General features: G+C 69.2%; 3 protein-coding genes. 2 read left to right on the forward strand and 1 reads right to left on the reverse strand.

Annotated features, from left to right (window positions below):
• The coding region (locus G6024_RS07435) for a hypothetical protein (RefSeq protein ID WP_200841558.1) at positions 1 to 245 on the reverse strand (245 nt) is incomplete at its 3' end.
• 424 nt (positions 246 to 669) lie between these two features.
• On the opposite strand from G6024_RS07435, the gene G6024_RS07440 reads away from it, so the two are divergent.
• Both G6024_RS07440 and G6024_RS07445 read left to right on the forward strand, forming a co-directional pair.
• Positions 670 to 2,121: a hypothetical protein gene (locus tag G6024_RS07440; protein ID WP_159148388.1), complete on the forward strand. Its 1,452-nt coding sequence runs from the start codon at positions 670 to 672 to the stop codon at positions 2,119 to 2,121.
• Positions 2,122 to 2,192: 71 nt separating this feature from the next.
• Entirely contained in the window at positions 2,193 to 3,131 is a 939-nt protein-coding gene (locus G6024_RS07445) for a PspA/IM30 family protein (RefSeq protein ID WP_096906679.1), read from the forward strand.
• The last annotated feature ends 10 nt before the right edge of the window (positions 3,132 to 3,141 follow it).

The raw sequence follows: 3,141 nt of genomic DNA on the forward strand, positions 1-3,141 counted from the left end.
AGCGAACCATCCGGACCCGTCAGATCCCCGAGGGAGCCGGCCGGCAGGTCACCGGCATCCGGCAGACCAGCAGTGTCCGAACCGAGGTCAACGGCGAGGTCGAGGGCGAGGTCGCCGGAACCGAGGGCGGCCCCGAGGTCCACGCCGAGCTCAGCACTACCCTGCGCGTTGGCGACACCCGGCAGGGTGCCCATGGCGAGTCCGGCAGCCGCGATGACGGCCAGCATGCGCTTCGAGTTGTTCATAGGAATTGCCTTCCTGTTGTCGTTGACGACGCGGCGATTCGGAATCTCCCCCTGCTCGCCGGCCCGGCACGTGGCCTTGACCACCCGCCGTTCGATCGTGTCATCACCATATCGAGGTAATACTCAGGGCTGTTACACCACGCTCTTCTATGACACAGCAACACGCCAACGATGGGCGGTTGGCCAACCTCGCAGCTAGACGCCAAATCGGGCCCCACACTGGCGTTCTCGGCCCACGACCTCGGCATATGTAAGTATTAAGAAATAAACTCGCTTTAACTGATTACTGGCAATTGCCCGTTGGGTGAGTTTAATCACACATTCGGGTGGTGGCGCCGTCAAGGAGTCCAAGACTGGGCGGAGTTGAACCACGCCGACCGAAGTTGAGGTTAACCTCGGATTATCCCCAACCTTCAGGAGCGTCATGGCATCGAGCACCACCGGAGTCCTCTTCCCCACCGATTCCTCCGGGAGCCGCTCGACAGGACGGCTGGCCAAGGACGTCGTCGCGGACGCACTCTCCACCGTGGACCCGGCCGCCTCCGAGCGCGTCCACCGGATCAAGGACTGGCGTAAGGGCTACATCGAGCCCTTCACCGAACTCGTCAGCGCCGGGGTGTCCGACCAGGCGGCCTGGGACGGCGTCGCGCGGGCCGCCCTCGAGTCGCTGCAGTCCCGCATGGTCGGCGTGCACGACACAGCCGGGCAGTCCGTGGAGACCCCGATGTCGGACTACCTCGCCGTCGTCGCCCCCACCAACACCCCGACGACCGACACGATCCAGGGCACGGCGACCCCGGTCCGCGAGCTGTCCATCCCCTTCCGCGGCGAAGAACTGACCGGCGACCTCCTGCGCGCCCGGCTCGACAAGTGGGTTGCGGCCGGTGTGATCGAACCCAGCTGCGCCGACGCACTGAAACTCGTGCAGGACAATCCCCAGTGGCTCTCCCTGCCCGGCCGCGCCATGCTCGTCCTGGGCCTCGGCTCGGAGATGGGACCTGCTCGCCGCCTCCTGCAGTGGGGTGCCGACGTGATGGGCGTCGACCTGCCGTCGAGTCCGGCGTGGGAGCGCTTCCGCGAACAGGCATCGACATTCGCCGGGCGCCTGCACGTCCCCACCGGACCGGACGGCCGCCCCGGCATCGACCTGCTCACCCAGCTCCCCGAACTCGCGGCATGGGCCAGGGCCGCGGCCCCCGCACCGCTCACCGTGGGCAGCTACTTCTACGCGGACGGCGGAACCCACGTCCAGCTCTCCTCCGCGGCGGACGCCCTCGTCGTCGACCTCCTCCGCGACAACACCGCCGACGCGCTCGCCTACCTCGCCACCCCGATGGACACCTTCGTCGTCCCCCCGAACGTCCGGGAGGCCGCCAACGCGGCACTCGCGTCGCGCAAGATCACCGACGTCAAGCGACTCGTCGGTTCCGTCGCCCGCGGCAAGGTCTTCGCCCGCAACTACCCCGCCGGCCACGGCCCGGCGGTGCACGACGCCCTCGTCCCCCAGCAGGGGCCCAACTACACCCTGGCCAAGCGGGTGCAGCGCTGGCGGGCCACCACCGCGTTCGCCGACGGACACACCGTCTCGGTCAACGTCGCCCCCGCCACCGACACCCACTCGGTGACCAAGAACAAGATCCTCGCCGCCACCTACAAGGGCGCCCACGCCTTCGGCATCGAGATCTTCGCGCCCGACACCTCCGCCGCCCTGCTCGCCGCGCTGATGGTCCACGACCTCAACGTGGGCCGGCCGCAGGTGGACGTGCAATGGCAGCACGAGTCGTCGGGAGCGGCATCCGGCGGATTGTGGCGTCAGCCGTACCTGCCACGGACCGCCCTGCCGGTGGCCGCGCTGATCGGTACCGTCAAGAGGTAGGAGCACGAACCGCGCCGCCGCCGGGACACCTGACACCGACCCCTGACACCGAGACATCTAAGGACGCCGCCATGCCGAACCCCTTCGCCAAAGGCTGGAACTACCTCAAGGCCTCGCTGGACAAGTCGGTCGACGACAACGCGGACCCCAAGATCCTCGTGCGCCAGGCGATGAACCACGCGCGCGACCAGCACAAGTCGGTGTCCGACCAGGCGGCCGCGGTGATCGGCAACGCCAAGCAGCTCGAGATCGCCATGGGCACCAAGTCGCGGCAGCTCGAGGAGGTGCAGGGACAGATCCGTCAGACGCTGCAGGTGGCCGAGCAGGCGCGCGCCGAGGGCGACACCGCCCGCGCCCAGCAGTTCGACACCCAGGCCGAGCAGCTCGCCGGGCGGCTGGTGGCGCTGGAGCAGGACCTGGACCACACCAAGCAGCTGCACGGCCAGGCGGTGCAGGCCGCAGAGCAGGCCAAGCAGGCGGTGAAGGAGTCCGAGCACCGGCTGCGCGAGACGCTGGCGCAGGAGGATCAGCTGCTCCTGCAGGCCACCCAGGCCGAGATGCAGCACCGGACCACCGAGTCCATGACCTCCCTGCAGGGCGCCGGCGGCGGCAACTCCCCGACCTTCGACGAGATCCGCGCCAAGATCGAGGGCCGCTACACCACCGCACTGGGCAAGCAGGAGCTCGCCGAGGCGACCGGCGCAACATCGACCGCACAGCTCGACGCCGCCGCGTTCACGCGCGAATCCGAGGGCAAGAGCAAGCTCGAGCAGATCCGCGCCTCGATGGGGCTCGACTCGGGTTCCGACTCCGGTGCCGACCGCCAGCTCACCGGAGGCGAGGGGCAGTCCGGGTCGTCGGCGGGGTCGCCGGCGGCGTCGTCCACCGGCCAGGCCGGGGCGCCCGGCCAGGCGGACCCGGAGGCACCGAGGGACCCCGACGAGGCGACCGACCAGCCGAGCCCCGAGGACCTCTCCGGCCCCACGCTCCCCCGGGACACCAGGGAGTAGATTCCTGCTC

The organism is Dietzia maris, from assembly GCF_014144855.1.
Lineage (GTDB): Bacteria > Actinomycetota > Actinomycetes > Mycobacteriales > Mycobacteriaceae > Dietzia > Dietzia kunjamensis.

Coding starts and splice junctions, on each gene's coding strand:
- G6024_RS07440 (WP_159148388.1), top strand. CDS start 670: ATGGCATCGAGCACCACCGGAGTCCTCTTCCCCACCGATTCCTCCGGG.
- G6024_RS07445 (WP_096906679.1), top strand. CDS start 2,193: ATGCCGAACCCCTTCGCCAAAGGCTGGAACTACCTCAAGGCCTCGCTG.